The organism is Kocuria rhizophila DC2201 (assembly GCF_000010285.1).
In the GTDB taxonomy this organism is placed as follows: Bacteria; Actinomycetota; Actinomycetes; order Actinomycetales; family Micrococcaceae; genus Kocuria; species Kocuria rhizophila_A.
The window spans coordinates 486,618-513,474 of sequence record NC_010617.1 but is presented as its reverse complement, the minus strand read 5'-3'; the positions used below and the strand labels follow the sequence as shown (position 1 = coordinate 513,474).

At 72.8% G+C, this 26,857-nt stretch carries 24 protein-coding genes; 10 read left to right on the top strand and 14 right to left on the bottom strand.

What is annotated here, in order from left to right; genetic code table 11:
• Positions 1 to 25: 25 nt before the first annotated feature.
• Positions 26 to 2,356 (top strand): DEAD/DEAH box helicase, encoded by a 2,331-nt coding sequence (locus KRH_RS02280; RefSeq protein ID WP_012397544.1) that lies wholly within the window; start codon positions 26 to 28, stop codon positions 2,354 to 2,356.
• A gap of 135 nt (positions 2,357 to 2,491) precedes the next feature.
• On the opposite strand, the gene KRH_RS02275 is transcribed toward KRH_RS02280, so the two are convergent.
• From KRH_RS02275 to ssd, 7 genes are all read right to left on the bottom strand, one after another.
• Positions 2,492 to 2,860: an Rv3654c family TadE-like protein gene (locus tag KRH_RS02275; protein ID WP_012397543.1), complete on the bottom strand. Its 369-nt coding sequence runs from the start codon at positions 2,858 to 2,860 to the stop codon at positions 2,492 to 2,494.
• Positions 2,847 to 3,344: a TadE family type IV pilus minor pilin gene (locus tag KRH_RS02270; RefSeq protein WP_012397542.1), complete on the bottom strand. Its 498-nt coding sequence runs from the start codon at positions 3,342 to 3,344 to the stop codon at positions 2,847 to 2,849. The genes KRH_RS02275 and KRH_RS02270 overlap by 14 nt, the downstream gene beginning before the upstream one ends.
• 121 nt (positions 3,345 to 3,465) lie before the next feature.
• Entirely contained in the window at positions 3,466 to 3,834 is a 369-nt protein-coding gene (locus KRH_RS02265) for a DUF4244 domain-containing protein (RefSeq protein WP_012397541.1), read from the bottom strand.
• Positions 3,835 to 3,976: 142 nt separating this feature from the next.
• A complete protein-coding gene (locus tag KRH_RS02260; RefSeq protein WP_012397540.1) occupies positions 3,977 to 4,582 on the bottom strand; it encodes a type II secretion system F family protein in 606 nt (201 codons plus the stop codon).
• A complete protein-coding gene (locus tag KRH_RS02255) occupies positions 4,579 to 5,343 on the bottom strand; it encodes a type II secretion system F family protein (protein WP_012397539.1) in 765 nt (254 codons plus the stop codon). Before KRH_RS02255 ends, KRH_RS02260 begins: the two co-directional genes overlap by 4 nt.
• Positions 5,340 to 6,557 (bottom strand): TadA family conjugal transfer-associated ATPase, encoded by a 1,218-nt coding sequence (locus KRH_RS02250; protein ID WP_012397538.1) that lies wholly within the window; start codon positions 6,555 to 6,557, stop codon positions 5,340 to 5,342. Before KRH_RS02250 ends, KRH_RS02255 begins: the two co-directional genes overlap by 4 nt.
• Positions 6,554 to 7,495, bottom strand: a complete 942-nt coding sequence (gene ssd, locus KRH_RS02245) for a septum site-determining protein Ssd (protein WP_231844725.1) — start codon at positions 7,493 to 7,495, stop codon at positions 6,554 to 6,556. Before ssd ends, KRH_RS02250 begins: the two co-directional genes overlap by 4 nt.
• 492 nt (positions 7,496 to 7,987) lie before the next feature.
• Between ssd and KRH_RS02240 the strand changes: the two genes are divergently transcribed.
• On the top strand, positions 7,988 to 8,569 hold the full coding sequence (locus KRH_RS02240; protein ID WP_105590630.1) for a hypothetical protein: 582 nt from the start codon (positions 7,988 to 7,990) through the stop codon (positions 8,567 to 8,569).
• 36 nt (positions 8,570 to 8,605) lie between these two features.
• Here KRH_RS02240 and KRH_RS02235 read toward each other — a convergent pair whose 3' ends face one another.
• Positions 8,606 to 9,280 carry a peptidyl-tRNA hydrolase gene (locus tag KRH_RS02235; protein WP_041297282.1) on the bottom strand — a complete coding sequence of 225 codons (675 nt, stop codon included), beginning with the start codon at positions 9,278 to 9,280 and terminating at the stop codon, positions 8,606 to 8,608.
• Between the two features lie 221 nt (positions 9,281 to 9,501).
• Here KRH_RS02235 and KRH_RS02230 point away from each other — a divergent pair, with 221 nt between their 5' ends.
• Together KRH_RS02230 and KRH_RS02225 are read left to right on the top strand one after the other, a co-directional pair.
• Complete coding sequence (locus tag KRH_RS02230) at positions 9,502 to 9,948, top strand: HD domain-containing protein (RefSeq protein WP_012397534.1); 447 nt, start codon at positions 9,502 to 9,504, stop codon at positions 9,946 to 9,948.
• Positions 9,949 to 10,099: 151 nt separating this feature from the next.
• Positions 10,100 to 11,857 (top strand): bifunctional 3'-5' exonuclease/DNA polymerase, encoded by a 1,758-nt coding sequence (locus KRH_RS02225; protein WP_041297281.1) that lies wholly within the window; start codon positions 10,100 to 10,102, stop codon positions 11,855 to 11,857.
• 96 nt (positions 11,858 to 11,953) lie between these two features.
• Here the strand turns inward: KRH_RS02225 and KRH_RS02220 are convergent, their stop codons facing one another.
• Together KRH_RS02220 and nth are read right to left on the bottom strand one after the other, a co-directional pair.
• A complete protein-coding gene (locus KRH_RS02220) occupies positions 11,954 to 12,736 on the bottom strand; it encodes an NUDIX hydrolase (protein WP_012397532.1) in 783 nt (260 codons plus the stop codon).
• A gap of 11 nt (positions 12,737 to 12,747) precedes the next feature.
• Complete coding sequence (nth, locus tag KRH_RS02215) at positions 12,748 to 13,611, bottom strand: endonuclease III (protein ID WP_172599367.1); 864 nt, start codon at positions 13,609 to 13,611, stop codon at positions 12,748 to 12,750.
• Positions 13,612 to 13,794: 183 nt separating this feature from the next.
• On the opposite strand from nth, the gene acs reads away from it, so the two are divergent.
• A complete protein-coding gene (gene acs, locus KRH_RS02210; protein ID WP_012397530.1) occupies positions 13,795 to 15,744 on the top strand; it encodes an acetate--CoA ligase in 1,950 nt (649 codons plus the stop codon).
• Between the two features lie 252 nt (positions 15,745 to 15,996).
• Positions 15,997 to 16,443 (top strand): type II 3-dehydroquinate dehydratase, encoded by a 447-nt coding sequence (aroQ, locus tag KRH_RS02205; protein ID WP_041297280.1) that lies wholly within the window; start codon positions 15,997 to 15,999, stop codon positions 16,441 to 16,443.
• Between the two features lie 162 nt (positions 16,444 to 16,605).
• Here the strand turns inward: aroQ and KRH_RS02200 are convergent, their stop codons facing one another.
• Entirely contained in the window at positions 16,606 to 17,790 is a 1,185-nt protein-coding gene (locus KRH_RS02200) for a MarP family serine protease (protein ID WP_012397528.1), read from the bottom strand.
• Between the two features lie 255 nt (positions 17,791 to 18,045).
• On the opposite strand from KRH_RS02200, the gene KRH_RS02195 reads away from it, so the two are divergent.
• A complete protein-coding gene (locus KRH_RS02195; RefSeq protein ID WP_012397527.1) occupies positions 18,046 to 18,723 on the top strand; it encodes a Crp/Fnr family transcriptional regulator in 678 nt (225 codons plus the stop codon).
• A 212-nt stretch (positions 18,724 to 18,935) separates the two neighbouring features.
• Here KRH_RS02195 and KRH_RS02190 read toward each other — a convergent pair whose 3' ends face one another.
• Genes KRH_RS02190 through KRH_RS02180 form a run of 3 tightly spaced genes read right to left on the bottom strand, consistent with a single transcriptional unit; the run spans position 18,936 to position 20,546 of the window.
• Positions 18,936 to 19,850: a hypothetical protein gene (locus tag KRH_RS02190; protein ID WP_012397526.1), complete on the bottom strand. Its 915-nt coding sequence runs from the start codon at positions 19,848 to 19,850 to the stop codon at positions 18,936 to 18,938.
• A 2-nt stretch (positions 19,851 to 19,852) separates the two neighbouring features.
• The gene (locus KRH_RS02185) at positions 19,853 to 20,332 is read right to left on the bottom strand and encodes a RidA family protein (RefSeq protein WP_012397525.1); all 480 of its coding nucleotides are present in this window, start codon (positions 20,330 to 20,332) and stop codon (positions 19,853 to 19,855) included.
• Between the two features lie 19 nt (positions 20,333 to 20,351).
• Positions 20,352 to 20,546 carry a DUF4177 domain-containing protein gene (locus tag KRH_RS02180; RefSeq protein ID WP_012397524.1) on the bottom strand — a complete coding sequence of 65 codons (195 nt, stop codon included), beginning with the start codon at positions 20,544 to 20,546 and terminating at the stop codon, positions 20,352 to 20,354.
• A gap of 117 nt (positions 20,547 to 20,663) precedes the next feature.
• Between KRH_RS02180 and KRH_RS02175 the strand changes: the two genes are divergently transcribed.
• From KRH_RS02175 to KRH_RS02165, 3 genes are read left to right on the top strand one after another with little or no spacing between them, the layout of a single operon-like run.
• The gene (locus KRH_RS02175; protein ID WP_012397523.1) at positions 20,664 to 22,805 is read left to right on the top strand and encodes a transglycosylase domain-containing protein; all 2,142 of its coding nucleotides are present in this window, start codon (positions 20,664 to 20,666) and stop codon (positions 22,803 to 22,805) included.
• Positions 22,802 to 23,731, top strand: a complete 930-nt coding sequence (locus KRH_RS02170; protein ID WP_012397522.1) for a metallophosphoesterase — start codon at positions 22,802 to 22,804, stop codon at positions 23,729 to 23,731. Before KRH_RS02175 ends, KRH_RS02170 begins: the two co-directional genes overlap by 4 nt.
• 10 nt (positions 23,732 to 23,741) lie before the next feature.
• Complete coding sequence (locus tag KRH_RS02165; RefSeq protein WP_012397521.1) at positions 23,742 to 26,756, top strand: FAD-binding and (Fe-S)-binding domain-containing protein; 3,015 nt, start codon at positions 23,742 to 23,744, stop codon at positions 26,754 to 26,756.
• Positions 26,757 to 26,857: the final 101 nt, after the last annotated feature.

Here is a 26,857-nt window from a genome sequence, read left to right as displayed (position 1 = left end):
TCACCGGGTGGGCGACAATGACGGGATGACGACCTCCCAGCAGATGGTGGACCTGCTCGGCCGCGGACCGCGCCCCGAGCAGGTGCGTCACGTCCGGGAGATTCCCGAGCGCGCCCCGGTCCACGCACCGTGGCCGGACTGGCTGCACCCGGACGTGGTGGCCGCCTACGAACGGCTGGGCATCCACGAGCCCTATGCCCACCAGGTGGCCGCGCTGAACGCCCCGCGGCACGCGATCGTGGCCACCGGCACGGCCTCGGGAAAGTCGCTCGTCTACCAGTCGCTCGTGGTGGACGCCGTGCACCGCGGCCGCCTGGCCGTGGCCGAGCGTCCTGGGATGCTCCACCACCCGGACGAGGCCACCGCCCTCTACCTGTCCCCCACCAAAGCGCTCGCGGCGGACCAGCTCAGCTCCCTGCGCTCCCTGGGTTTCGACGACGTCCGGGCCGCCACGTACGACGGCGACACCGATCCCGGCGAGCGCCGCTGGATCCGCGAGCACGCGGACGTGATCCTGTGCAACCCTGACATGCTCCACCACGGGGTCCTGCCGAACCACGCCGGGTGGTCCCGGTTCTTCCGGCGGCTGCGGTACGTGATCATCGACGAGGCCCACTCCTACCGCGGGGTCTTCGGCTCCCACGTGGCGGTGGTGCTGCGCCGGCTCGCGCGGATCGCCGCGCACTACGGGGCGTCCCCGCGGTTCATCGGGGCGTCCGCGACGAGTGCCTCCCCGCAGGAGTCCTTCGCCAAGCTCATCGGCTGCCCTCCCGAGGACGTCACGGCGGTCACGGAGGACACCTCGCCCCACGGCTCGCGCACGGTGGTGCTGTGGGAGCCCGAGCAGTCCCCCGGCGGCTCGGACAACGGCGCCCCACGACGCCGCACTGTCACCGCCGAGGCCTCGGACATGCTCACCGACCTGGTGCTGCGCCAGGTGCGGACCATCGCGTTCATCCGCTCCCGGCGCGGCGCGGAGACGATCGCGCAGGCGGCCCACCGGCAACTGGAAGAGGTTGACCCCTCGCTCGGCCACCGGGTGGCCGCGTACCGCTCCGGCTTCCTCCCGGAGGAGCGGCGAGAACTGGAGCAGCAGCTGCGGGACGGTCGGCTGCTCGGGGTGGCCAGCACCTCCGCACTGGAGCTGGGGATCGACATCGCAGGCCTGGACGCCGTGCTCGTGGCCGGGTGGCCCGGCACCCGGGCCTCGTTCCTGCAGCAGATTGGCCGGGCCGGACGGGCCGGGCAGCAGGCGCTCGCTGCGCTGATCGCCGGGGACGATCCCCTGGACGGGTACCTGGTGAACCATCCAGAGGCGATCTTCGACGTCCCCGTGGAGGCCACGGTGTTCGAGGCGTCCAACCCCTACGTACTGGCACCCCACCTGTGCGCGGCGGCCGCCGAGCTGCCCCTGCGCCCCGAGGAGCTGGAACGCTTCGGCCCCACGGCCCGGGACGTGGTGGACTCCCTCACCGCGGCTGGCCACCTGCGACGTCGCCCGTCCGGCTGGTTCTGGACCCGTTCCGAGCAGCCGGCGGGCATGGTCTCGATCCGTTCCGGGGACGGCGGCCCGGTGCAGATCATCGACTCGGACACCGGTACCGTGCTGGGCACGATGGGCGCGCCGCAGTCCCACTACCAGGCACACCCCGGGGCGGTGTACGTGCACCAGGGCAGGACCTACCTGGTGGACGAGCTGGACGAGGAGCTGCACGTGGCGGCCGTGCGGCGGGCGTTCCCGGACTTCTACACGGTCGCGCGGGACGTCACCGAGGTGCGGGTGCAGGACGTGGCCGACTCGGTGCAGTGGGGTCCGGTGAGCATCCACCGCGGCTCCGTGGACGTGACCACCCAGGTGGTCAGCTACCAGCGCAAGCTCGTGGCCTCCAACGAGGTGGCCGGCGAGGAACCCCTGGAGCTGCCACCGCGGCAGCTGTCCACGGTGGCCACGTGGTTCACGGTGTCCGGGCCCCAACTGGCCGCCATGGGCATCGAGGAGCCGGACATCCCCGGCGCCCTGCACGCCGCGGAGCACGCCATGATCGGGCTGCTGCCCCTGCTGGCCTCGTGCGACCGGTGGGACGTGGGCGGGCTGTCCACCGCGCTGCACGTGGACACCGAGCTGCCCACGATCTTCGTGCACGACGGCCACCCCGGTGGCGCGGGCTTCGCCGAACGCGGCTACGACATGTTCCGCACGTGGGTCACCGCCACCCGGGACGCGATCGCCCAGTGCGAGTGCGAGTCCGGCTGCCCGTCCTGCGTGCAGTCCCCCAAGTGCGGCAACCGCAACAACCCGCTGGACAAGGCCGGGGCGCTGAAGCTGCTCAACGGGGTGCTGCGCTTCGCGCCCTGAGCGATCTCCTAGCGGGTGAACGCGGGCCAGCGCGGGCGTCAGCCGACGGTGGCCATCCTCGGACGACGCCCTCCGGTTCCGTCCGGTTGCCCCCGGCCCCGGAGATACCGGGGGGGCTTCCCCGGGTCGTGACCATCACGGCTCCCCCGGTGGCGGTCCGGCGCGGGACACGCCGCGCGCCGGTCCGAGCGGGCTCAGCGGCGGCGGCAGGTCGATGCTCGCGGTGACGTCCACCGAGGTGTTCTCCGGAGCCACTACCGCGCACTCGACGGCGTCCGCGCCGTTCTCCCGGGCCACCGCCCCGGCAACGTCGCACGGCACCCCGGGACTCAGCCCCCGCGCGACGTCCGCTGCCGCGAGTGCGGCGAGGTCTGCGGCCTTGGCGGCGCGGTGCGTGGCAATGCCGGCCTGCGCCACGAGGAGCAGCGCGATCAGCAGCGTGCACAGCACCGCCGCGAGGGTGAGCCCGTGCACGGTTCCGGAGCCCTCGTCACGGTCCTCCATGACCGGCTCCGTCCCTGTCCGTGGCGGGCCCGTTCCCACCGGCTCCGTTCTCGCCGCCCTCCTGCCCGCGCTCCCCGGCTCCGCCCGGCCCGTCATCCGACGGCGCGACCGCGATGCTCTCCACCGCGGCACTCGCGTCCGCGTCGAGCCGCCAGCCGCTCCACTGCCCCAGGATTCCGGGGGCGGGTCCGCTCACGGCCACCGTCACGCGGCCGGCAGCGGCCCCGACGATGACGCTCGCGGACTCCCCCGCGATCTCCCGAGCGGTGCGCTCCACCACCGCAGTGTTCTCGCCCCGCGCGGCAGCACGGGCGGACGCCCGGGCCGCCTCCTCGTAGCGGACGGTGGTCATCCCGGCGGCGGCCGCGGCGAGCAGGACCGCGAGCAGCAGCACCAGGGCGGGCATGATGACGGCGGTCTCCACGGTCACCGCACCCCGGTCCGGGTCGGTGTGGTCTGGACGAGCTCTGGTCCGGTCGATCATGGTTCCTCCTGACAGGTGGTGGGTGACTCGGCAGCCCGGTCTCCGCTGCACCGACCCACCGGAGCGCGGGGCGCCCGCTCGTTGCGGCGAGCACCCCGCACTCCGTGGCCTCGGTGGCATCTCAGATGGCCAGGGCCTTCTGGATGATCCCGAGCAGCATCCCGGACACGGAGTCCGAGGACAGCACCGCGGCCATGACCCCGCCGAACGCGGCGGCGGCCAGGACGATCACCGCGTACTCCGCGGTGGACGCCCCGAGATCGGGATCGTCCTGGTCCGGGAGCACCTCGGCGGTCGCGCCCGGGTTAGTGACGGCCCCCGCATCCGCAACGGGGTCGGTCGAGGGGTCCGTGGTCTCGACGGGGACCTCGGTGTCCGTCGTGTCGGTCGGCTCGGTGACGGGCACGGCCAGGGGCGGCACGTCAGCGAGGTGGGCGGCGTCGTCGTGGCCGGAGGTCGGGGTGGCGGGAAGGCAGGTGAGCATGGACATGGTGGGTCTCCTTCGGTGGGTGGATCGGTCGAGTGCATAGAACGGGATGGAACGGCTGTGGACGCCGCGAGCGGTGGATCGACCGCGGCACGGCACGCGGGCGGGCCTCGCGCCGGAGGCGCACGGTGGACGCACGGCGGGCTCATGAGCCGAACGCCCTGGGCAGCAGGCCCATGAGCACGGGCACCACGCCCCAGCACATGAACGCCGGCAGGAAGCACAGGCCGAGGGGAAGCACGAGCTTCACCGCAAGGGCCTCCGCGGCCCGTTCCGCGCGGCGGTACTCGGCGCGGCGCACGAGTTCCGCCTGACCCCGCAGCACGGACGCGGACGCCGTGGCGGAGGTGGCCGTGAACTCCAGGGCGTCCCGATAGTCGTGGATCTCGTGCGGCAACGCCGTCTGATCCGGCCACGCGGCGTCCCACGAGAGGCCGAGACGCAGTGCGGCGGCCGCCCGCGAGAGCGCCGGATAGGGGCGCCCCGCGCTGCTGTCCGCCAGCACCCCCACCGCTTCGACGAGGGGCAGCCCGGCATCCAGCTGGCACGCCGTGAGCTCGACGAGAGCGGCGGCCGGCAGAGCGGGGAACGAGTGCTCCCCCGGCCCAGGACGAGCACGGTGCAGGGCGGAACCGCCGGCCGCGCGGCGTCGTGGGCCCGGCCCGCGTGAACGGACACCGAACGCGCCCCGTGACATCCACAGCAGCAGGGCACCGGCGGCGAGCAGGCCCGCGAGGACGGTGGCGATCACGACCCGTTCACCCCCTCGGCGCGGTGCATGAGGCTGCGCGTCCACAGCCGGCCCGCAATGCTCAGTCCGGCCCCGGCGGCGAGCGCGATCCGGCCCCACACGGTGGTGAGCAGGGTGCTCACGGGGTCCGTGCCCATCAGCACGCCGAGCCCCAGGGCGAGGACGGGCAACCAGGACAGGGTGCGGACGGTGACGCGCGGCCCGGCCAGGGCGCTCTCGCGGGCGGCCTGGGCGTCCAGCCGCGACTCGAGAGACTCCGCAACCCCGGAGAGGGTCCGGGCCAGTGAGGAGCCGGAGCGCTCCGAGATCTCCCAGCACGCCGCGAGCTGGGCGCACACCGAACGGGCCGTGGCGCCGAGCACGCGGTCCCCCACGGCGGCGGGCCGGCGGGCGAACTGACCGAGCGTCGTCGAGACCGGAATGCCCACGAGGGCCGCGGCGTGCACCTCCTGGCACACACGGGTGATCCACCGGGCGGTGGGATCAGCGGTGCCGGGGGTGATCTCGGCGAACACCGTGGCGGGGGCCCGCCCGGCATGCAGCAGGGCCGCCAGACGACGCACTGCGGTGACCCAGCGCATGGCCTCGGTGGCGCGGTCCCGGCGCCGCCACCGTCCGACGAGCCGCGGGCGTGGCGTCTCACCCGAACGCTGCGGGTGCAGGGCCCCCAGCGAGTGCAGACGCCCGGCGGGCGCTGCGGCCCCGGAGCCGATCAGCAGGGCGGCGAGCACCAGCGCGCCCGCGAGCACGGCGGCCGTCATGACGGCTCCCGTCCGCGCGCGAGAAGCTGGGCCAGCCGGGGCCACCCGGGTCCCTGGACCGGGTGGCCGTCCGTGGTGCTCAGCGCGGGCAGCGTGCGCAGCACGCCGTCCTCCCGGGCCAGGACGCACAGCTCGCTCAGGCGGCGCCCGGCGGGTGCGCGGTCCACGTGGGCCACGAGGTCCAGGGCGCTGGCCGCCTGCAGGTCCACGGCCTCGCGGCCGAGCCCGGCCAGTGAGCCGAGCGCGGCCAGCCTGGCGGGCACCGCCCGGGCCGAGTTCGCGTGCACGGTTCCCGCCCCGGAGTGGCCCGTGTTCAGCGCGGTCAGCAGCTCGCGGACCTCCGCACCTCGGCACTCCCCCACCACGAGCCAGTCCGGGCGCATCCGCAGGGCCTGGCGCACGAGGTCCGCGAGATCCACGGACCCGGCGCCCTCCACGTTCTCCTGGCGGGACTGCAGGCCCACCACGTGCGGGTGCTCGGGGTTCAGCTCCGCAGCGTCCTCCACCAGCACGATCCGCTGCTCCGCTGGGCACTGGGACAGCAGCGCGGAGAGCACCGTGGTCTTCCCGGACCCGGTGGCCCCGCTGATCATCAGGTTGACACGGGCCGCCATGGCATCGGTGAGCACGTCCGCCGTGAAGGGGTGGACCGTGCCGGAGGCCACGAGGTCCGTCAGGGACAGCCGCTGCGGCGCCCGGAACCGGATGGACAGCAGCGTTCCTCCGGTGGACACGGGCGGGATCACGGCGTGCACGCGCAGTCCCGTGGCGGTCTGCACGTCCACGCAGGGGTGGCCGTCGTCCAGCCGCCGTCCCGCGGCCGTCACCAGCCGCACCGCGAGCGCTCGCAGCTGTGCCTCGCCCGTGAACGGTGAGGCCACGCGCTGGATCCCGTCCAGGGTCTCCACGAACACGTTCTCGTGGCCGTTGACGTAGAGATCGCTCAGCCCGGAAGCGGGCAGCAGGGGTTCGAGCGGACCGAGGCCGGTCAGCTGCGCCTTGACGTGCTGGGCCGCGCGCACCGAGCCCACGGCGCCGAGCACCCGCCCGGTCTCCCGCACGGCGGTGGCGATCCGGGTGTCCGTGAGGGCACCGCCCTCGGACAGCAGACGTTCGCGCACCTGGTCCACGAAGGCGTCGTCGAGCGCGGTGGCCTCCGCGGCGGCGTCGAGCGTGGCGCGGCCCGCGGGGGTGCGGTGGGCGGGCCCGTTCACGAGAGTCCCTCCAGGGCCCGGGCGAGCGCCGCCACCGTCTTGGCGTGCTTGGCGGTCCGGCCGCGCCGCAGCACGGTGCCGTCGTCGAGGTGCTGGGGCACGCGCGCGTCGAACGCGATCGTGGCCGCGCACGGCACCCCGGTGGCGTCGGCGAGGACGCGCGGTTCGAGATCCGCCACGTTGACGCCCGTGAGCGCGGTGGCGGCGGGCACCGGGGCGCAGCGGGCGAGGGCGAGCTCGGCCGCGAGCACGCCGCGCACCGTGCGCGGGGTCAGCACCAGCACGGCGTCGCACCACCGGGCCTGGCGTTCGAGGTCCGCGCGGGAGAGGTCCACGACCTGCACCGCCGCAGCGCCCCGCAGAGCCGCGACGACCGTGGCCGCGGGAACGGTCTCCGCGTGCGTGGCGCGACGGTCCCACGAGAGGTAGCGCAGCGCCTCCACACGCGGCATGGCGGCCCACAGCTGGTCCGCGGCCAGGGCGCCGGAGAACTGGTTCAGCTCCGGCCAGCGCAGCCCGTCCGCGCCCTCCTCACCGAGCACGAGGTCCAGTCCCGCACCCAGCGGGTCCCCGTCCACCAGGGCGGTCTCGCTGCCCTGCCCGGCGAAGTGCCCCGCGAGCCAGCTCGCCACGGTGGACGCGCCGACCCCTCCGGTGGCCCCGACGACGCCGTACACGCGCCCGTGCGCCCGCGGCACCTCCGTGTCCACGGAGCGGGAGATCAGCTCGGCCAGCCACGCGGCGGCCTGCGGCAGGACCACCACAGCGGATGCCCCACGCCGTGCGGCGACGTCCCACGCGTCGCCGTGCTCGGCGAGCGCCACGACCACCGCTCCCGGTGGCACGGCCTCGCCCTCCCAGCTGGCGTCCACGAGCACCACGTCCGACGACGACGCCGCCCGCGCTCCGGTTTGCGCGCCCTCGACCGTGAGCGGCACTGCGGCTCCAATGCACACCGCCTCCACGGCCTCCGCGAGGTCCGGGCAGCTGGTGAGCAGGCGGACTCCGCGCCCGCGGTCCTGCCGTGACGGGGCAGGGGCCGGCCGGGTGCGTCCCCACTGGCGGGGTGCGATGGGCCCATCCCATGAGGCGGGTCCGTGGCCCACTCGCTCGTCCCCGGTGAACCGGCCCACCGACGTCGATCCGGCGGCTCCCCGAGGCGGGCCGGCGGCCTCCGGAGCCGGATCAGCGGCGCGACGAGCTCGGCGCGGGCTGTCGACAGCGGGAGCGCCCGGGGCGGTCATGTGTGCGGTGGTCATGGCCCCACGGTGGCGGTCGCGCCGTGGCCATGGTCCGGGCCACCTCGGGATTGTGGAGCGCCGCCGACGGCCGGTCAGGGCAAAACGGGCTGTGCAGTGACCCCGCCGCGCGCCGGGAACTCTGGCCGGAGGGCCATGGTGGTAACGGACTCACACCGCCAGCATGGATTGATGGATATCAAGCCGGTCTCCCGTACGTCAGTCGTCGGCGCCCTCGCCCTCTGGTTCGTCTACGTGGGGCTCGTGGTGCTCCTCTTCCGCTGGGCGAGCGGCGAGTTCGTCCCGATCGTCGTGGCTGGGGCCGTGGTGGCGGGCGTGTCTGCGGCCATCTTCAGCCTGGTGGCCTGGCGCCCCGGCGTCCGCCGGGACGAGGGGTGGGAACTCACGGTCCACGGTGCCCGCTGCCAGGGCCGGGCCCATCTGGATGTCCCCGCCGAGGACGTGCCGGGACTGGTGGAACGGGTATGCCAGCGCAATGAAGAGCTGGGGCTGCGGACACTCGCGGCTCACGGCGGCACGGCAACAACGGGGCCCTCGTTCCGGACGTGGGGCGAGCGCCTGCGCTTCGCCATCCGCCCGTCCTCCGACGAGGGCTCCGAGGTGGAGGCCACGTGCCGCCCGGTGGTCCCGTTCGTGGTCTCGGACTGGGGTCGAAGCGAACGGATTCTCCGCGAGTTCCTGCGCGCCCTGCACCAGGAATCCCTCCAGCCACAGGCCCCGTTGCACACCGCCGGGCCGCCACACACCCCCTAGAGGGGCGCCCGTCTCACAGGGTGAGGGGGACTCTGCTCACCACCACGCCCGCGTGGTGTCCGTGGGTCCGTCCAGCTCGGTCAGCCCGGAATCCGTGACCGTCACCGGCCGCCGCGCCCCGGTCCACTCCCGCTCCGAGGGGAACACCACCCGCACGCGGTAGTCGTCCGCCCGCCAGCGGTCCCGCACGTCGGCGGGCATCTGCTCCCACGCGAGCTGCGCGGCGTGCCCGCACTGCGCCGCGAGCTTGCCGCTGGAGATCCCCAGCCCCGGAGCCACCTCCACGGTCACCACGGCGTCCTCGGCCCGTGACACGCCGCCCGCCGGGAACTGCGTTCCGGACACCTGCAGCTTGTGCAGTTCTCTCGGAAGGGGGCGCACTGGGGCCGGGACGAACGCGCGCACGGCGGCCGCGGCGTCGTCGTCCGAGCCGGCGCGCACCACCGTGACGCCGGGCAGGGACTGGACGTCCTCCCAGCGCTTGCCGTCCGCGCGGCGCACGAGCTTGCGGATCTGAACGTCGCGCCAGGTTCGCACGGCCTCGTGCCAAGGCCCGCCGGGGGCGCTGCGCTCGTCGGCCAGCAGGGTGACGACGGCGCTCGCGGCCGCCTCCGCCGCGTCCACCTCGCGTGCCGGATCGGCCCTGTCCCGGTGCACGACCAGCTGCATGGCCCACGGCACGTCCTGCTCCACGTTCGCCTCGCTCATCATGCCGCCCAGTCTCCCACCGACCCCGCGGAGCACGACGCCGCCCGCTCCCCAGCCTGCGCGTCCCGGGTTCGGGAGCGGCCGCGGTCGCTGATGCGTGTCCTGGCCATCCGGTAGACCTGGAAGCATCAGCGGGACAGGTCGTGCTGGCAGAAAGAACACGTGGGCGGTTCCCCGGCCACGGCGCAGCACGCACCGCTCCCGCCCGGCATGCAGGAGGAGCCATGAGCACTCTCACGGACCGCGCCAGGGACATCGCCACCCGGGCGCACCGGGGCCAGACGGACAAGAGTGGCGCGGACTACATCGACCACCCACGCCGCGTCGCGCAGCGGGTGCGCCACTACGCGACTGCGGACCAGCAGGACGCCGCACAGGTGGTGGCGTGGCTGCACGACGTCGTGGAGGACACCGGGGTGACCCTCGACGACCTCCGCAATAACTTCACCGAGGACACCGTCGCTGGAGTGGACGCCATGACCCGGCGGCCGGGTGAGGACGGCGACGACTACTACCGGCGGGTGGCCGCCCACCCCCTGGCGCGCGCCGTCAAGCAGGCGGACCTGGACGACAACACGGACCCCGCCCGCACGGCCCTGCTGGACGAGGACACCCGCGCCCGCCTGGCGCGCAAGTACGCCCACGCCCGGGAGGTGCTCGCCGCCGGGTGAGTCCGCCGGGCGATCCTTGGCGCGTTGGTCTGTTCGGCCATCGGTCCGCCGCCGAACACGCAGCACACCCGGTCCCCCGCAGAGCTCCGGCTGGGCGGCCGCTCAGTGCCGCGGGCCGCCACTGTCGGAACCCCGGCCCATAATGAACCCCATGCACATCGTGGTGGCCGCCGCCGAGCCCGGGACCTGGGTCCTGCAGGTGGTCTCCGCCAACGGCGAGCGCGCGGGGCAGGAGCTCACGGTCGCGGACGCGGAACTGCCCGGCGTCGTCGCCCAGCGGGAGGAGGCGGCCGCCCGCGCGGGCGTCCAGCCCCCGGTGTGGACCTGGCAGGACACCTCCGTGCCCGCCGCTCTGCTGTGCGCCGCGGGGGTGTGGGTCACGCGGTGCCGGGACCTGGGACTGTGCGCCACCATCCTGGCCACGGCCTCCACCGCCCCGGGATCGGGCGCGCCCGACGATGCCGGGGAACCCCGTCCCCTCGCCTACCGTCCCGTCCTCGAACCGGCGGACCCCCGGCACGTTCCCGGGCCCCGGCCACTGGCACCGGCAAGCAACCAGGGATCGCTGTTCGCGGTGGCCGAGGAGCACGGACCGGGCGTCACGGAGCTGATCGCCGAACTCGCGGCCCAGACCAGCGCGTGCGCCACGGCCCGGAACCCGCAGCGTCTCGAACGGCTGCTGAGCCTCGAGTCCCAGGGGGCGCTCGTGGCCGCGGACATGCGCCACCGGGGCATCCCGTGGAACCCCGCGGTGCACCAGCAGATCCTGGAGGACATGCTCGGCACGCGTCCGGCAGGTGAGGAGCGCCCTGCCCGGATGCAGGAGCTCGCACAGGAGGTCCGCACCGCACTGGCCGCGCCCGCCCTGAACCCGGACTCGCCCGTGGAGCTGCTCAAGGCCCTGCGCAACGCCGGGGTGGACGTGGACACCACCCGCGCGTTCAAGCTCCAGGAGTGGACGCTCGTCAACGGTCAGCCGCAGGAGCAGCGCGTGGCCACGGTGACGCCGGTGCTCGAGTACAAGAAGCTTTCCCGCGTCTTCTCCGCCACCGGGTGGCACTGGCTGGACACCTGGGTCCACGAGGGCCGCTTCCACCCCGAGTACGTGGTGGGCGGCGTCGTCACCGGCCGGTGGGCGGCGCGCGGCGGGGGTGCCCTGCAGATCCCCAAGTACATCCGGGACGCGGTGCGCGCGGACCCCGGTCACGCGCTCGTCGTCGCGGACGCCGCCCAGCTGGAGCCGCGCGTGCTCGCCATCCTCGCTCGCGACGACGCCCTGGCCGAGGCCTCGCGCGGCCGCGACCTCTACACCGCCATCGCGGAGCAGGGCCAGGCCCGCGGTTCCGAGCTCACGGAGCGCTCCCACGCGAAGCTCGCGCTGCTGGGGGCCATGTACGGCGCGACGTCCGGGGCGGGCGGCCGGTTCATGCCGCAGCTGACCCGCATGTTCCCGCGGGCCGTGGGCTACGTGGAGCACGCGGCGCGCGTGGGCGAGCTCGGCCACCAGGTGTGCACCTACCTGGGCCGCTGGTCCCCCGCGCCGGGCCCGGAGTGGTTCGAGGTGCAGCGCGCCACGGACACGCAGGCCGGCGAGCGCCGCGCCGCGCAGGCGTCCCGCAGCCACGGCCGGTTCTCCCGCAACTTCGTGGTCCAGGGCTCGGCGGCGGAGTGGGCGCTCGCGTGGCTCGGCCACATCCGTCAGGGCCTGCACGGCGCGGACGTGGACGCGGAGCTCGTGTTCTTCCTCCACGACGAGGTCATGGTGCACTGCGCCGAGCAGCACGCGGACCGGGTGCAGCAGATCGTGGAGCACGCCGCGGGGCAGGCGGTGCACACGGTGTTCGGCACGGTACCGGTGGAGGTCCCGGTGGCCACGACGGTGGTGACGTCCTACGCGGACGCGAAGTAGAGGCGCTGCCTCACCCACCCGACGGAGAGGCCACCCGGATGCGACCTCCGCGACCGGGCCACCACATGCGACAAGCTCACGCCGCCCGGCCTGGCTCTACGTCTTCGGCCCCATCCCCGGCGCCGGCCGCTTCACCGATCGGTCCCACTCCACGGACCACCCGAGCCACTCGAGCACGCGGTCCAGCACCACGCCGGTGAAGCCCCACACGGTCACGGTCTCGGGGGCCCCGGCCACGGAGACGTCGAACGCCGGGGACTTGTAGGTCTGGTTCCCCCGGGTCACGGTCGCGTAGTAGCGGTGGGCGGGGTTGATGAGATCCAGCACGGGCACACGGAACACCAGGGAGGACTCGGCGTGGTCCACCACGTCCACGGGTGACTGGCTGCGCCACCACCCGATCACGGGGGTCACCAGGTGGTTGCTCACGGGCAGCGGCACCTCGTGCAGTGCTCCGAGCACCTCCACGCCGTCCGGGTCCACACCGGTCTCCTCGTGGGCCTCGCGCAGCGCCGCGCGCACGTGCGGGGCGCTCACGGTTCCCCCGGGGGTCTCCAGGGTGGTTCCGGGTTCGCCGTCGGGTGGGTCGAGGCGCCCGCCAGGGAAGGCCACCTGACCGGGATGCGCCCGCAGGGTGGAGGCACGCTGCACCAGCAGCACGTCCAGGTCCCGCCCGGGGCCCTCCGCGTGCTCGGCGTAGGCGGAGGGCACGCTGTCCAGCGCGCCGAAAAGGATGAGCACCGCCGAGTGCCGGAAGTTCTCGTTCAGCTGCCCGATCCGCCACGGCTCGCGGTCGTGCATGACCACGGAGTCGCCGTGGCGCGCGAGCTCCACGAGCTGCTCGCGCGGGCCCGCGGGCATCGCTGAAGAAGTGGTCATCGTCCGTCCTTTCACGCGCTGAGCGTGTGTCCCTCGGCGCGCAGCTGCCGCCGGGTGCGTCCCGCCATGAACCCGGCCAGCAGGTCCTCGCGGCCGGGTTTCAGTTCGTAGCCGAGTAGCTGGCGCGCCGCCTCCGGGTCCGTGGGGCCCTCGCCGTAGGAGGGGCACAGGTCTGCCACCGGGCACACCCCGCACGCGGGCCGGCGGGAGTGGCAGATCCGCCGTCCGTGGTAGATCAGCTCGTGGGACAGCTCAGTCCACAGCGCGGGCGGGAACAGCGCCGCCACGTCCGCCTCGACCTTCACCGGATCGTCCTGGACGGTCCACCCCAGCCTGCGCGCGAGCCGCCCGAAGTGGGTGTCCACGGTGATCCCGGGCACCCCGAACGCGTTGCCGAGCACCACGTTCGCGGTCTTGCGCCCCACGCCGGGCAGGGTCACGAGCTGCGCGAGCGTGCCGGGCACGGTGCCGTCGTACTCGTCCACGACGCGCGCGGCCAGGGCCTGGATCGAGCGCGCCTTGGAACGGTAGAAGCCGAGGGAGCGCACCATCTCCTGGACGTCCTCGGCGGGCGCCTCGGCCAGCTCGCGCGGGCCGGGGTACGCCGCGAACAGCCCCGGGGTGACCGCGTTGACGCGGATGTCGGTGGTCTGTGCGGACAGGACCGTGGCCACGAGCAGCTGCCAGGCGTCGTCGAAGTCCAGCTCCGCCACGGCGTAGGGGTACGTCTGCGCGAGGATCCGCTGGATGCGCCGCGCGCGCCGCGTCCTGGACAAGGCAGTCTCACTCCCGGCACGACGACGCCGCGCGGCCGCCTGCTCCGCCTGCCGCGCCGGGACGAAGCGCACGTGCTCGGCTGCGGCGGGGGTCTCCATGCCCTCGATCATGGTGCGCCCCGTCACGGGGGTCAAACCCGCCCTGGCGCCGCAGAACCGGGCCGACATGCGCCCGCACACGATGGAGGGCGCCCGCGGGGTTCCACTAGGCTGAGCGGGAGAATGTGAACTGCACCACGCGCCCGCGCAAGCGGCGCGCACCGGCCCCAGTGAAGGAGCACCATGACCACGGATCCCGCAGCCCAGCCGAAGACCTTCGCCCCGAGCGAGGAGTTCGCCGCCCAGGCCAACGCCACCGCGGAGCTGTACACGCAGGCCGAGGAGCAGGGCGAGGAGTTCTGGGCGAACCAGGCCCGTGACCTGCTCACGTGGTCCACCCCGTTCACCGAGGTGCTGGACTGGTCCAACCCGCCGTTCGTCAAGTGGTTCCAGGACGGCACCCTCAACGCCGCGTACAACGCCGTGGACCGCCATGTGGAGGCCGGCAACGGGGACCGCGTGGCCCTGTACTTCGAGGGCGAGCCCGGGGACAGCGCGTCCTACACGTACGCGCAGCTCAAGGACGAGGTCTCCAAGGCGGCGAACGCCTTCGAGGCGCTCGGCGTGGGCAAGGGCGATCGCGTGGCCGTGTACCTGCCCATGATCCCGGAGGCCGTGATCACCATGCTCGCGTGCGCGCGCATCGGTGCGATCCATTCGGTGGTCTTCGGCGGCTTCTCCGCGGACGCCCTGCGCTCGCGCATCGAGGACGGCGAGGCCAAGCTCGTGGTCACCGCAGACGGCTCCTACCGCCGCGGCAAGCCCACCACGCTGAAGCCCGCCGTGGACGCCGCCCTGGAGAAGGGCGGGGACACCGTGCAGCACGTGGTGGTGGTCAAGCGCAACGGCGAGGACGTCGCGTTCCAGGACGGCCGCGACGTGTGGTGGCACGAGATCACCGAGAACGCCTCCACCGAGCACACGCCCTCGGAGCAGAACGCCGAGGACCCGCTGTTCATCCTCTACACCTCCGGCACCACCGGCAAGCCCAAGGGCATCCTGCACACCACCGGCGGCTACCTGACCCAGGCGGCGTTCACCCACAAGAACGTGTTCGACCTCAAGCCGGAGACGGACGTCTACTGGTGCACCGCGGACGTCGGGTGGGTCACGGGCCACACCTACATCACCTACGCGCCGCTTGTGAACGGCGCCACCCAGGTGATCTACGAGGGCACCCCGGACTCCCCGCACCGCGGCCGGTTCTGGGAGATCGTGCAGAAGTACGGCGTGAGCATCCTCTACACGTCCCCCACCGCCATCCGCACCATGATGAAGTGGGGCGAGGAGATCCCCGCCGAGTGGGACCTCAGCTCCCTGCGCCTGCTGGGCACCGTGGGCGAGGCCATCAACCCCGAGGCATGGACCTGGTTCCGCAGGGTCATCGGCCAGGACCGCTGCCCCATCGTGGACACGTGGTGGCAGACCGAGACCGGCGCCATGATGATCTCCCCGCTGCCCGGCGTCACGGCCACCAAGCCGGGCTCCGCACAGGTGCCGCTGCCGGGCATCGCTGTGGACGTGGTCGACGACGCCGGCACCTCCCTCCCCAACGAGACGGACGGCTTCCTGGTGGTCCGCAAGCCGTGGCCGTCCATGCTGCGCACCATCTGGGGTGACGACGAGCGCTTCGTGAACACCTACTGGGGCCAGTTCGGGGACAAGTACTTCGCCGGCGACGGCGCCAAGCGGGACGCGGACGGGGACGTGTGGATCCTGGGCCGCGTGGACGACGTCATGAACGTCTCCGGCCACCGCCTGTCCACCCCCGAGATCGAGTCCGCGCTGGTCTCCCACCCCTCCGTGGCGGAGGCCGCCGTGGTGGGCGCCGCGGACGAGACCACGGGCCAGGCGGTCTTCGCGTTCGTGATCCTCTCGGACCAGGCCACCGCCGAGAACCGGGACGCCGCCGAGCTCGCCGAGGAGATCCGCGCGCACGTGGGCCGGGAGATCTCCCCGATCGCCAAGCCCAAGAAGGTGCTGATCGTTCCCGAGCTGCCCAAGACGCGCTCCGGCAAGATCATGCGCCGCCTGCTCAAGGACGTCGCCGAGGACCGCCCCGTGGGGGACGTCTCCACGCTCGCGGACCAGACGGTCATGCAGCAGATCGTGGACTCGCTCGGCACCAAGTAGCCCACCCGCACGCTCCGTTCACGACGCCGCCGCGGCGCCTTCCCCACGGGAGGCACCGCGGCGGCGTCGTCCGTGGCGAGTGCCCCGCGACGGGGACCGTCAGACGCCCGGGCGGCACCCAGCAGAGCAACGGCCCGGGCGGCGCCCGCCGGAGGAACGGCCCGCGCGATCTGCCCGGGAGACCCGGGAGGGCCACCGCGGCGTCGTGCGTCCGCGGCACAGTGGGCGGGACCGATGCGCTTGAATGGGGGCATGAGCGAGCTGCCGATCCACGTCCTCAACGGCCCGAACCTGAACACGCTGGGCACGCGCAAGCCCGAGATCTACGGGCACACCACCCTGGCGGACGTCGAGGCCGACGTGCGCGCCAGGGCGCAGAGCTACGGGCTGGAGGTCGTGTTCGAGCAGTCCAACTGGGAGGGCCAGCTCGTGGACTGGATCCAGCGCGCGCGCACCGAGGCGTGCGGGATCGTGATCAACCCCGCCGCCCTGACCCACTACTCCGTGGCCATCCACGACGCGCTGGAGATGTGCGAGATGCCGGTCGTGGAGGTGCACATCTCCAACGTGCACCGCCGGGAGGCGTTCCGCCACACGTCCTTCGTCTCGCCGCAGGCCACCGCGGTGATCGCCGGGGCCGGGGTGCTGGGCTACGAACTGGCCGTGGACGTGGTGGCCCGGAACCTCGGCCTGGGCTGAGCGCACCGCACCTCAAGGCGGCGCAGCCGCAGCGGCACCGACGCGCCGCTGCCCGGACGGGCCGTCCCGCAACTGCACCGGACACCCACGCCCCCGTTACGCACGGCCCGCTCAGCCACGGCTCGGGCAGGAGCGGCCCGGGCAGGAGCGTCGCCCCAGGGATCAGGGCACCACGCACTCGCCCGTGGCCACGGACTCCGTGGAGTCCCCTGCCGCGGTGAGCACCTCGCGGACCCGGTCCACGGGAATGGCGTAGCCCACCTGGTCCTGCACGGCCTTGGCGAAGACCACGCCCACCACGTGGCCGTCCGCGTCGAGCAGCGGCCCGCCCGAGTTGCCCTGCTCCACCTTGCCCGCGATCTGGATGATGCTGCGGGTCTGTGTCTCCCCCGTGGTGACGTTCTGCACGGGGGCCACGGCCTGGCCCTGCACGGTGGCCGCCCGCAGGGTGTAGGGCCCGCCCAGGGGGTAGCCCGCGAAGGACACGGCCTCGCCCTGGCTCACGGTCCCGTCCATGCTCAGCGGGGCCTCGGGCAGGTCCGGGATGCGCAGCACGGCGAGGTCCGAGGCGGCGTCGTACTGCACGGTACGGGCGGGGTAGGCGCGGCCGTCCCGGGTCTCGACCACGGGCTGGTCCACGCCCGCCACCACGTGAGCGTTGGTGACCACGGTGCCGGGCTGGGCCACGAAGCCGGAGCCCGTCTGGTTCTGGGCGCACTTGGCGGCCGTGCCGTAGACCTGCACCACGGACTGCCCGGCGTCCGCGACGGTCTGCGAGTCCGGGGTGTCCTTCGGATCGGGGGCGGCCTGCGTGGGGAACAGCAGCTCGTCCAGCTGCCGGATGCCCTGCGCACCGCTGATCGCGTTGCGGGTCTGGGTCATGGCGTGGCGCACCGGATCCGGGGTCATGCGCTCGATCCCGCGCAGCACCTGGGAGGACGCCACTTGCTGGGAGAGCCCCGGCAGACCCATCTGCCCCACCAGGGAGCCCAGCAGGGACATCACCAGGCCGGCCACCACCACGTTGAGCACCGCACCGCCGAGCCGGTCCAGCAGACCCACCCCGGACTTCTCCAGCAGCTCGGACAGGGCCCTGCCCAGCACGGCGCCCAGGTACTCGCCGAGGGCCAGCAGCACCAGGACCGTGAGCAGCACGGTGGGGATCTGCCACTGGGTGTCCACGTACGCGGCCACCACGGGACTTGCCCAGAAGGCCAGCACAGCGCCCAGCAGCAGGCCCACCAGGGCCGCGAACGAGCGGAAGAAGCCTCGGCGGAACCCGGCCACCAGGTACGCCAGCAGGACGACGATCAGCACGGCGTCCAGGAGGTTCAGGGCCAGGGTCATCAACGGTCCTCGGGAAGTTGAGGGGTCACGCGGGGATCCACCGCGTGTGGGCACGAGCATACGGTGGGTGCCCGGGCGCCACACGAATCCCGCGGCCGCACCCCGGATCGCGGGCTCCCTCCGGGGAATTTCCTGGACGTCCACACGGAGCACCCACCCCCGGGTGGCCCTGAACCGTGTGAAACTCGTTACTATGTAACGTAATCATGCACGTGGCCCCACCGGGGCACACCCTTCTTCGTGAGGAGATCTACCTTGGATACCGACGTCCTGCGCCGCGCTCCGCTTTTCGCTTCCCTGGACGACGAGGCGTTCGCGGCTCTGACCAAGGAGATCACCGAGGTGGACCTCTCCCGCGGCGCCACCCTCTTCTACGAGGGCGATCCCGGGGACCAGCTCTACTTCATCGTCTCCGGCAAGATGAAGCTCGGGCGCACCGCGAGCGACGGCCGTGAAAACCTCGTGGCCGTCATGGGCCCGGGCGAGATCTTCGGTGAGATGGCGCTGTTCGACCCCAGCCCGCGTTCCACCTCCGCGACCGCGGTGTCCGAGACGCGCCTGGCCGGGCTCAAGCACGAGAACCTGCGCAAGGTCATCCAGCACTCCCCCGAGGTCTCCGCCCAGCTGCTCCAGGCCCTTGCCCGCCGGCTGCGCCGCACCAACGAGAACCTCGCGGACCTCGTGTTCTCGGACGTCCCCGGCCGCGTCGCCAAGGCCCTGCTGGACCTCGCGGACCGCTTCGGGCGCCCCGCCACGGACGGCATCCTGGTGGCCCACGAGCTCACCCAGGAGGAGCTGGCCCAGCTGGTGGGCGCCTCCCGCGAGACCGTCAACAAGGCCCTCGCCGAGTTCGTTCAGCGCGGCTGGATCCGCCTCGAGGCGCGCGCCGTGGTCATCCTGGACCTGCAGCGCCTCAAGCAGCGCTCGCGCTGACCCCCGTCACAGCATTCACGACGACGCCCACGGCACCTGCCGCGGGCGTCGTCGCGTTGTGCACGCGCTCACCGTGGCGTGCGTCGCGTACCGGCCCGGGCGGCGTCGTCCGGCGGTGGGGTGTGCGGCTGCTCGCGGTGGGGTGTGCGGGTGTCCGCCGTTGAGCACGCCCGCAGCGGCGGATCCCAGCGGGGCGGGTGCGAGGTCCGGTGTCAGCCGTCGAGCACGAGGACGGGTTCGCCGTCGCGCAGGTCCAACCGGGGGCTGCGCACCCGCAGGTCCCGGCGCGCCGCGAGGAACGCCACCGCGGAGGACGCCTCGGCCACCGCCTCCACGGCGCACTGCACCCCGGGAGTGGTGAGCTCGTGGAACTCGAAGTGCCTCGGATCGTCCGTGAGCGCGGAGTCCTCGGCCTGCTGCCGGAACAGCTCGGGAACCGGCGTGGACCACGGGTCCTCCAGCAGCGTGCGGGCATCCACCCACCCGAGCCACGCGCGCCCGCGCTGGGTGGCCAGCGGACTGTGGCGCTGACCCACGGGCACCGCCGCCGCGAAGAACTGCAGGTCCACCCGCTGGTGCACGAAGTCCGAGGTCACCCAGTGGGACAGCGGGCGCAGGCACTCGCTGTGGAACGCCATGCTGCGCTTGGCCAGCAGGTCCGCGAAGGAGATGTCCTCCGTGGCCAGCAGCTCCCGCGAGCGCATCCAGTCCACGCCCTCCACGGTGTCCGCGACCCCGTACATGGGGGTCCCGGCGAAGAGGATCCCGGTCTCCACGAACGTTTTGCGCGCGGCGGCGACCACGCGGCGTCGTGAGAGACCGATGTCCTCCGAGAGCAGCCGGTGCGCCCACTCGGCGGGGGACGGCCCGCACCAGCTCAGGGGCTCGTCGTCGCTGGTCTCGGTGATGCCACCGGGGAACGAGAGCGTACCCATGGACTGGCGCCCGGGGCGGTGGAGCATGAGGGTCTCGACCCCGTGCTCGCCGTCACGCACGAACACCGTGGCCGCACCGTGGCGCGGCGCGGACCCGTGCATGCCGAGCCCGCGCTCGAGCCACGCACGGGCCGCCTTGGAGTACGCGCGGGGCACCGCGAAGATGCGCTCGCTCCCGCGGGGGGCGTCCATGCTCAGCCGAACTCGACGATCAGCTCGACCTCCACCGGGGAGTTCAGGGGCAGGACGCTCACGCCCACCGCGGAGCGCGCGTGCACGCCCGCGGCCCCGAACACCCGGCCCAGCAGGGTGGAGGCACCGTCCACCACGGCGGGCTGGCCGTGGAAGTCCGGTGCGCTGGCCACGAAGCCGGTGACCTTCACGATGCGGCGGATCCGGTTGAGGTCCTCGATCTGGGACTTCACGGCGGCAATCGCGTTGAGCGCGCAGCGCTCCGCGAGCTCGGCGGCCCGCTCCGGGGACACGGTGCCGGCGGCGCCGGAGTCGCTGACCACGCCGGTCTCCGGCAGGGCCCCGGACACGAGCGGCAGCTGCCCGGCGGTGTACACGTACGTGCCGCTCACCACGGCCGGTGCATAGGCCGCCAGGGGCTTGGCCACCTCCGGCAGCTCGAGCCCCAGCTGCGCCAGGCGCTCCTCGAACTTCTCACTCATGGTTCGACCTTCCCGCCGCTCAGGGCTTGGGGCGCTTGAAGTAGGCGATCGGGTTGTTCTGGACGGGCGCGTTCATGTTCCCGGCCGGCGTGTCCGCGGCCTGGGTGCCCGGCAGGACGGTCACGAGCTCCCAGCCGTCCTCCCCCCAGTTGTCGAGGATCTGCTTGGTGGCGTGGATCATGAGCGGAACGGTTGCATATTCCCAAGTGGTCATGGCCTCCACACTACTTGCCACGACACTGTCAGGCGCGTGCGCGCACCCCGGGAGAACACAGTGTGACCCCTCCCGCGCCCGCCCGGTCCACCCCGCCCCGGCTTGTACACTGGCGCAATGGCATCACGCAACAACTCGGGCTCCGAGCCCACGTCGGTCCTGGGCAACGTCGTCGCGTTCATCGCCGTCGCCGTGGTCACCGGAGTGGTGGCGGCCGGACTCCTGGTACCCCCCGCCGCGGCCGCCGGGCTGGCCGCCAACGCGTCCGTGGGCTGGTTCAAGTCCCTGCCCGCGAACATGGAGTCCGGACCCGTCTCGGAGGCCTCCACCGTGGTGGCCAAGGACGGCACCGAGGTGGCCAAGTTCTTCGCGCAGAACCGTGATCCCGTGCCGCTGGACCAGATCTCCCCGAACATGCGCAACGCGCTGCTGTCCATCGAGGACCGCGACTTCTACGACCACGGCGGCGTGGACCCGTGGGGCATCGTGCGCGCCATGGGCAACAACCTGCTGCGCCCCAGCACCCGCCAGGGTGCCTCCACCATCACGCAGCAGTACGTCAACAACCTGATCATCGACCAGCAGGTCCGGGCCGGTGAGCAGGCCAGCACCATCGGTGCCGACAAGGGCGTGGTGGACAAGATCAAGGAGATCAAGCTCGCCCTGTCCATGGAGCAGGAGAAGTCCAAGGACGAGATCCTGGAGGGCTACCTCAACATCGTGCTCTTCGGCGGCTCCAACTACGGCGTGGAGGCCGCGTCCCAGTACTTCTGGGGCATCCCGGCGTCCAAGCTGAGCATCGCCCAGTCCGCCACGCTCGCGGGCATGGTGCAGTCCCCCAACTACTACAATCCCGAGGTCAACCCCGAGGCGTCCACGCAGCGGCGCAACGTGGTGCTCGACACCATGGTCCAGACCGGGTCCATCACGCAGCAGCAGGCGGACCAGGCGGCCAAGGAGCCCATGAAGCTGGACATCCACCACACCAACTCGGGGTGCTCCGCGGCCAAGACGGCCCCGTACTTCTGCGACTACGTGGAGAACGAGGTCATGCAGTCGGACTCGTTCGGCACCACCCCGGAGGAGCGGCTGGCCACGCTGCAGCGCGGTGGCCTGACCATCCGCACCACCCTGGACCCCAAGGCCCAGAAGGCGGCGGACACCCAGGTCAACGCCACGCAGCCCAAGGACAACAACCCGGACAGCGTCTCCACGTCCCTGATCTCCCTGGAGCCGGGCAACGGGCACATCGTGTCCATGGCGCAGAACACCAACTACTCCGCCGCGGAGGGCATGTCCAACACCACGTACAACTTCAACGTGGACACCTCCATGGGCGGGGCCGGCGGCTTCCAGGTGGGCTCCACGTTCAAGCCGTTCACCCTGGCCCAGTGGATCAACTCGGGCAAGGGCGTGAAGGCCAGCATCGACGCCCGCAGGCTGAGCTACCCCGCGGACTACCAGTGGAAGGCCTCGTGCCTGCCCAACGGGTACAAGATCGAGCCCGGCACGGACGGCAACGGCCTCTCGTTCCAGAACGCCACCGAGGGCTACAACAAGGTGATGGACGTGGACTACGGCATCTACAACTCCATCAACTCCGCCCTGTACGCCATGGCCGCGGACCTGGACCTGTGCCAGATCGGCGAGATCACCAAGGCGCTGGGCATCCACGACGGCAAGACCGGCGACCCCGTGGACACCACGGTGCTGTCCTCGCTGCTGGGTGGTTCCGCGGACATCTCCCCCATGACCATGGCCCGCGCGTTCTCCGCGTTCGCCAACGACGGCATGATGTGCGAGCCGCGCTCCATCACCAGGGTCACGGACCGTTCCGGCAAGAACTACTCGGTGCCCGGTGACAAGTGCCAGCAGGTCATCAAGAAGGAGGTCGCGCAGGGCGTGAACTACGTCCTGGAGCAGGTGATCGTGAAGGGCTCCGCGTACCAGCGGGGCATCGGACTGCCCAACGCCTCCGCCGCCAAGACGGGCACTACCGACAACTCCACCCAGACCTGGATGCTCGGCTACACCAAGGGTCTGTCCACGGCCTCGTGGGTGGGCAACTACCAGTCCGGCTCCCGCTCGCTGAACGGGCTGAACATCGGCGGCAAGCGCGGCGGCTCCGGCACCGAGTGGGTGGACGGCGCCACGTACGCGGGCAGCCAGTGGCAGAACTACATGAAGGAGATCGCGCCGAACTACAGCACGGCGCCGTTCTCCGACCCGCCCTCGAACGTGCTGTCCACCCGCAAGTGACGGCGCCCTCCCCCGGCACCGGCCCCGCCCCGGTCGCGCGCACCCTCGCCGCGACCGGGGCGGGGCTCTTCGCCGCCGGCGCGGCCACCGTGGCCTGGGCCACGCTCGGGGAGCGCCGCCGGTTCCAGCTGCGCCAGGAGACCGTGCGGGTGCTGCCCGCCGGGTCCCGGCCGTTGCGCATCCTGCACCTCTCGGACCTGCACACGGTTCCGGGCCAGGAGGCCAAGAAGCGCTTCGTGCACTCGCTGGCCGCGCTGGAACCGGACCTGGTGGTGGACACCGGGGACAACCTCTCCCACCCGCACGCGGTGCCGTACCTGCTGGAGATCCTCGAGCCGCTGTTCCGCTTCCCGGGCGTCTACGTGCCGGGCTCCAACTGCTACTTCGCGCCGCAGCCCAAGAACCCCACGCGCTACCTGTGGCGCACCACCGCGGGCGAGAAGTCCTCGGGCGAGGCGCCCCGGCTGCCCACCGAGCAGATGCACCGCGCGTTCGAGTCCCACGGCTGGCAGGGACTCGTGAACCGCGCGCTGCGCCTGGAGGTGGCCGGGACGGTCGTGGACTTCTCGGGCGTGGACGACCCGCACCTGAACTACGACCGCCACCCCGGTTTCCCCGAGGGCCAGCCGACCCCGGCGGACGTCCGGATCGGGGTGGCCCACGCCCCGTACCTGCGCACCCTGGACCGCTTCGCCGCGGACCGGGCGGACATCGTCTTCGCGGGCCACACCCACGGCGGCCAGGTGTGCCTGCCCGGGGGCCGGGCCCTGGTCAGCAACTGCGACCTGGACCCCGCGATCTGCAAGGGACTCATCGATCACCGCGGCGTCCCGGTGAACATCTCCCAGGGCCTGGGCGAGTCCCGCTTCGCCCCGGTGCGGCTCTTCTGCCCACCACAGGCCGTTCTGGTCACGCTCACGGACTAAAGTTCTTCCCATGGCACCGATCCGACTCCCCCTCCCCACGCGCCGGCCCGACGACGCCCCGGCTCCCCTCGACTCTCCGTTGGACCACGCGGTGGCGAGGATCGAGCGGGAGTGCGGCAGCGGCGTCGTCGTCACCGGGGAGCTGGAGCGGCGCGCGGTGGCCCACGACGCCTCCCACTACCTGATGCAGCCGCGCGCGGTGCTGCGCCCGCGAGACACGCACGAGGTGGGGCAGATCTTCGCCGCGGCCGCGGACACGGACGCGGGCCTGACCCTGCGCTCGGGCGGCACGTCCCTGTCGGGGCAGTCCGTCACGGACCAGATCCTCGTGGACGTCCGCCGCCACTTCAAGAGCGTGGAGGTCCTGGATCGGGGTGCCCGCGTGCGCGTGCAACCGGGGGTCACCGTGCGCCAGGTCAATGCGCGGCTGGCTCCGCACGGGCGGGCGCTGGGCCCGGATCCGGCCAGCGAGTCCGCGTGCACGCTGGGCGGAGTGGTGGCCGACAACTCCTCCGGGATGGCGTGCGGCACCGAGTTCAACACGTACCGCACCCTGGAGTCCATGGTGCTCGTGCTGCCCTCCGGCACGGTGCTGGACACCGCCGCCCCGGATGCTGGTGAGCAGCTGCGGGCCCGAGAGCCCGACCTGTTCGAGGGCCTGCTCCGGCTGCGGGACCGCGTGCGGGGCAATCCGGAGTCCGTGCGGACCATTGAGCGGCTGTTCGCCATGAAGAACACCATGGGCTATGGGCTGAACTCGTTCCTGGACCACGAGGACCCCGTGGCCGTCCTGGAGCACCTCATGATCGGCTCGGAGGGCACCCTGGGGTTCGTGGCGAGCGCGACCCTGCGCACCGTGCCCGTGCACCCGCACGTGGCCACCGGCCTGCTGGTGTTCCCCACCGTGGTGGCCGCCACGAGTGCCGTTCCGGAGCTGGTGGGCTCGCAGTGCGCCACCCTGGAGCTGATGGACGCCACGTCCCTGGCGGTCTCGCAGCGCACCGGACTCGCGCCGCCCGCGATCATGGACATCCCGGTGGGCCAGCAGGCCGCACTGCTCGTGGAGTACCAGCACGACACCGCGGCAGGTGTGCGGGAGCTGGCGGAGGCGGCGGCGTCCACCTTCGATGCGCTCGAGCTGGCCGGGCCGGTGGCCCTGACCACCGACCCCCGCGAGCGCGCGAGCCTGTGGACCGTGCGCAAGGGGCTCTACACCACCGTGGCGGGCAACCGACCGCAGGGCACCAACGCGCTGCTCGAAGACGTGGTGGTGCCGGTGGACCAGCTGGGCGGCGCGTGCGAGGAGCTCACCGGACTCTTCGACGCCCACGGCTACCGGGACTCCGTGATCTTCGGCCATGCCAAGGACGGCAACGTCCACTTCATGCTCAACGAGCAGTTCGACGATCCCGCCCAGCTGGAGCGCTACGAGCGCTTCACCGAGGAGATGGTGGATCTGGTGCTCGGCCGCGGTGGGTCCCTGAAGGCCGAGCACGGCACCGGGCGGATCATGGCCCCGTTCGTGCGGCGGCAGTACGGGGACGAGCTGTACTCGGTGATGGTGGAGCTGAAGGCCCTGATCGATCCCGGCAACCGCTTCAACCCCGGGGTGATCCTCACCGAGGACCCGCGCGCGTACCTGCGGGACCTCAAGACCGCCCCGCCCGTGGAGTCCGAGGTGGACCGCTGCGTGGAGTGCGGCTACTGCGAGCCGGTGTGCCCGTCCCAGGACCTCACCCTCACCCCGCGCCAGCGCATCGTGGGACGCCGGGAGATCGCCCAGGCCGAGGAGCGCGGGGACACCGCCCTGGCCGCACGGCTGCGCCGCGAGTACGACTACGCCGGGCTGCAGACGTGCGCCGTGGACGGCATGTGCGTCACGGCCTGCCCCGTGCACATCAACACGGGCGACCTGGTGCGGCGGCTGCGCGCGGAGAACCACTCCACGGTCGCGGACCTCGCGTGGGGAGCCGCCGCGCGCTCGTGGGCCGCGACCTCCGCCGGGGCGGCCTTCGCCCTCACCATGGCCTCGCACATGCCCGCGGTGCTTCCGGTCTCCGCCACCCGCGCGGCCCGCGCGGTGCTCGGCGCAGACACGGTCCCCCGCTACAACGCCACGCTCCCGGCGGGCGGCGGCACCCGCTCCCGGTTGACGACGCCGCCCGCGCACTCCCCTGCCGGGCAACCGGTCCGAGGGGCTGCGGGCGCCCCGGGCACGAGCGCCCAGGGCACGAGTGCCGCAGGAGTGAGGGCGGCGGCTCCCCGCGGTGACGCCGCGGCGTCGACCTCCGCCGAGCACCGCCCCGTCCGGGCCGTGTTCTTCCCCGCGTGCATCGGGGCGATGTTCGGCACGGTCTCCGGTGAGGGCCCCTCGGCGTCCGAGGCGTTCCTGCGGCTGTGCGAGCGCGCCGGGGTGGCCGTGCGGATCCCGGAGGGCATCGACGCGGCCTGCTGCGGCACCCCGTGGAAGTCCAAGGGACTGCCCACCGGCTACGCCACGATGAGCGAGCGGACCCTCGGGATGCTCTGGGAGGCGTCCGAGCACGGGCGGCTGCCGGTCGTGTGCGATGCGGCGTCCTGCACGGAGGGGCTCGAGACCATGCGGGAGCTGGCTACGGAGCACCCCGTGTACCGTGACCTGCGCTTCGTGGACGCCGTGACGTTCACCGCCGAGCACGTGCTGCCCGGGCTGGACCGGGGAGCACCCCTGGAGACCCTGGCCGTGCACCCCACGTGCTCGTCCGTGCACCTGGGCGCCACCGAGGACCTGCTGCGCGTGGCCCACGCGTGCGCCGGGGAGGTCACCGTGCCCGTGGACTGGGGCTGCTGCGGCTACGCGGGGGACCGCGGGATGCTGCACCCGGAGCTCACGGCGTCCGCCACCCGGCGCGAGGCCGCGGAGGTCGTTGCCGGAGATTTCGATGCGTATGCATCGTTGAATCGGACGTGCGAGCAGGCCCTCACGGAGGCCACGGGCCGGCCCTACGAGCACGTGCTGCAGGTCCTGGAGCGGGTCACCCGCTGAGCGCGTGCGCCACCTGACGCCGGCGGTGGGCTCAGCGCGGACCCACCGCCGGCGACGGCCGGACAGGCCACCGCGCCACGTGCGAGCGGCCGACGCACCGG

What these genes read in the sequence shown, in the direction of transcription:
- KRH_RS02265 (WP_012397541.1), bottom strand. Translation starts at nt 3,834, where the DNA reads ATGTCCATGCTCACCTGCCTTCCCGCCACCCCGACCTCCGGCCACGAC.
- KRH_RS02165 (WP_012397521.1), top strand. Translation starts at nt 23,742, where the DNA reads ATGGCACCGATCCGACTCCCCCTCCCCACGCGCCGGCCCGACGACGCC.
- KRH_RS02235 (WP_041297282.1), bottom strand. Translation starts at nt 9,280, where the DNA reads ATGATGAGCGAGGCGAACGTGGAGCAGGACGTGCCGTGGGCCATGCAG.
- nth (WP_172599367.1), bottom strand. Translation starts at nt 13,611, where the DNA reads ATGGAGACCCCCGCCGCAGCCGAGCACGTGCGCTTCGTCCCGGCGCGG.
- KRH_RS02270 (WP_012397542.1), bottom strand. Translation starts at nt 3,344, where the DNA reads ATGATCGACCGGACCAGAGCTCGTCCAGACCACACCGACCCGGACCGG.
- KRH_RS02175 (WP_012397523.1), top strand. Translation starts at nt 20,664, where the DNA reads ATGGCATCACGCAACAACTCGGGCTCCGAGCCCACGTCGGTCCTGGGC.
- KRH_RS02200 (WP_012397528.1), bottom strand. Translation starts at nt 17,790, where the DNA reads ATGACCCTGGCCCTGAACCTCCTGGACGCCGTGCTGATCGTCGTCCTG.
- KRH_RS02230 (WP_012397534.1), top strand. Translation starts at nt 9,502, where the DNA reads ATGAGCACTCTCACGGACCGCGCCAGGGACATCGCCACCCGGGCGCAC.
- KRH_RS02220 (WP_012397532.1), bottom strand. Translation starts at nt 12,736, where the DNA reads ATGACCACTTCTTCAGCGATGCCCGCGGGCCCGCGCGAGCAGCTCGTG.
- KRH_RS02275 (WP_012397543.1), bottom strand. Translation starts at nt 2,860, where the DNA reads ATGGAGGACCGTGACGAGGGCTCCGGAACCGTGCACGGGCTCACCCTC.
- KRH_RS02280 (WP_012397544.1), top strand. Translation starts at nt 26, where the DNA reads ATGACGACCTCCCAGCAGATGGTGGACCTGCTCGGCCGCGGACCGCGC.
- KRH_RS02180 (WP_012397524.1), bottom strand. Translation starts at nt 20,546, where the DNA reads ATGACCACTTGGGAATATGCAACCGTTCCGCTCATGATCCACGCCACC.
- acs (WP_012397530.1), top strand. Translation starts at nt 13,795, where the DNA reads ATGACCACGGATCCCGCAGCCCAGCCGAAGACCTTCGCCCCGAGCGAG.
- aroQ (WP_041297280.1), top strand. Translation starts at nt 15,997, where the DNA reads ATGAGCGAGCTGCCGATCCACGTCCTCAACGGCCCGAACCTGAACACG.
- KRH_RS02190 (WP_012397526.1), bottom strand. Translation starts at nt 19,850, where the DNA reads ATGGACGCCCCCCGCGGGAGCGAGCGCATCTTCGCGGTGCCCCGCGCG.
- KRH_RS02240 (WP_105590630.1), top strand. Translation starts at nt 7,988, where the DNA reads ATGGATATCAAGCCGGTCTCCCGTACGTCAGTCGTCGGCGCCCTCGCC.
- KRH_RS02185 (WP_012397525.1), bottom strand. Translation starts at nt 20,332, where the DNA reads ATGAGTGAGAAGTTCGAGGAGCGCCTGGCGCAGCTGGGGCTCGAGCTG.
- KRH_RS02225 (WP_041297281.1), top strand. Translation starts at nt 10,100, where the DNA reads ATGCACATCGTGGTGGCCGCCGCCGAGCCCGGGACCTGGGTCCTGCAG.
- KRH_RS02255 (WP_012397539.1), bottom strand. Translation starts at nt 5,343, where the DNA reads ATGACGGCCGCCGTGCTCGCGGGCGCGCTGGTGCTCGCCGCCCTGCTG.